This window comes from Rhizobacter sp. P2_H2, from assembly GCF_056403375.1.
The window spans coordinates 1-1,788 of sequence record NZ_JBFUFP010001080.1; the positions used below are offsets into that span (position 1 = coordinate 1).

2 protein-coding genes and 1 pseudogene are annotated in these 1,788 nt (G+C 72.6%); 1 reads left to right on the forward strand and 2 read right to left on the reverse strand.

Annotated features, from left to right (window positions below):
- The first annotated feature begins 30 nt into the window (after positions 1-30).
- Positions 31-594, forward strand: coding sequence for a hypothetical protein (locus AC1D15_RS30215; RefSeq protein WP_477828929.1), 564 nt, complete (start codon positions 31-33; stop codon positions 592-594).
- Between the two features lie 8 nt (positions 595-602).
- On the opposite strand, the gene AC1D15_RS30220 is transcribed toward AC1D15_RS30215, so the two are convergent.
- A complete protein-coding gene (locus tag AC1D15_RS30220; protein ID WP_477828930.1) occupies positions 603-1,397 on the reverse strand; it encodes a class II aldolase/adducin family protein in 795 nt (264 codons plus the stop codon).
- Positions 1,394-1,788 (reverse strand): annotated as a pseudogene (locus AC1D15_RS30225) (MmgE/PrpD family protein); the annotation flags it as partial. The gene AC1D15_RS30220 and the pseudogene AC1D15_RS30225, both read right to left, overlap by 4 nt.

A 1,788-nucleotide genomic window follows, 5' to 3' on the forward strand; every position in this document is an offset into this window, starting at 1 on the left:
GCGCTGGCCGGTGCGCTCATAGGCTGAGCCATGGAACGCGACGCCTTCGAGCACCTGTACCTGCACGCGCACACGCTGGCCGAGTTCGGCTTCATGCGCACGATGGCGGGGCTGGCGAGCAGCGACGCGCCGGCACTCGCGCCGGAGCAGCTCGCCGCGAATGCGGCCGATGCGCAGCAGATGCTGAACCTCGATGCGGCCAGCTTCGACTGGTCGGCCCTCGATGGCGTGGCGGGCTTCGGTGCCGGGCCCGCGGCCGACGAGAACCCAGCGGCCGGCTACGACGGTCCGACCTTCACCGAGGCGCTGGCGATGGACGACGAGGTCGGCGGCGATGCGATGCCGGAACTGTCGAACTACCTCGAACGGGCCCAGGCGGCGCGGCCGCTGCTGGCGGGCCGCATCGCGCACTCATGGGCCACGGCGGATGTGCAGGCCCTCGACGGCGCGCTGGCTGCGCTGCCCGGCGAGCTGGCCCCGCTCACCGGCCCGCTCAGCGCCGACGAACTCGCCCCCTGGCTGGCGCTGTACGAGCAACGCCACCCGGCGCTGGACACGCTGGTGCAGCAGATCCGGCGCCTCGAACCGTTCTGATCGGTCCGTCACGATCGGTAGTCCGCCGCCTGGCCGGCAATCAACCTGCAGGCCGCCGTCCACGTGAGCTGGACGATCCCGCTGGCGTCGTCATCCTCGAACTGCGCCGCCGTCAAGGCCTGCACCGCGGCCGGCGGCACGCGCAGCGGCACCCCGCCTGACAGCGCCGCGACCTGGATCTGGCAGGCCCGCTCCAGGAACCACAGCTCCTGGAACGCATGCGCCACCGTGCGGCCGCCGACCAGCACGCCGTGGTTGCGCAGCAGCATCGCGTTGTGCAGGCCGAGGTCGGCGACCAGCCGCGCGCGCTCGTCGAGCCCGAGCGCGAYGCCTTCGTAGTCGTGGTACGCCAGCCGGCCGTGGAAGCGCAGCGCATGCTGGCTGATCGGCAGCAGCCCGCCCTGCTGCGCCGACACCGCGCCGCCGGCGGTGGTGTGCGTGTGGATCACGCAATGCAGGTCGGCGCGCGCGCCGTGCACCGCCGAATGGATCGTGAAGCCGGCGCGGTTGACGCGAAAGCGGGCCTCGTCCTGGCGGCCGGCCGCGCGGGCATCGACCACCCGGCCGTCGAGGTCGACCTTCACCAGGTCCGAAGCCCGCATCTCGTCGAACAGCAGCCCGTAGCGGTTGATCAGGAAGTGCGGCTGCGCGCCCGGCACGCGTGCGCTGATGTGCGTGTCGATCAGGTCCGTCATCCGGAAATGCGCGACCAGGCGGTACAGCGCCGCGAGTTCGCAGCGGATGGCCCATTCGGCGGCGTCGATGCCCTCGGGCGCGGGCGGCAGCGGTTCGGTGGGGTTCATGAGATCAACGGGTGTCGTGCGGAATGGCCGGCCAGCAGCGGCAGCAGGGCCTGCGCATCGGCGAGTTCGTCGAGGTGCAGCACTGCATCGGCCAGTGCATCGGCCTGGGGGCGCGGCAACGCGACGGCCGCCAGCGCATCGAACTTCGCGCGCAGCGCGTCGGCCGGCAGCGGGTTGCCCGGCGCGCCGAGCGCGACCGGCACCGTGTGCGACACCGCCAGCCCGTCTTCGGTCGTGATCGTGACCTGCGGTTCGTCGAGCTCCGCCATCGCGGGATCGACCTGCAGGTGCACCAGCGACATCGCCGCCGCCAGCCGCGCATCGCCGCGCACCGGCGCGAGGTAGCGCGACAGGCCGGCGTCGCCGAACACCCAGGCGACCGCCACCGCAT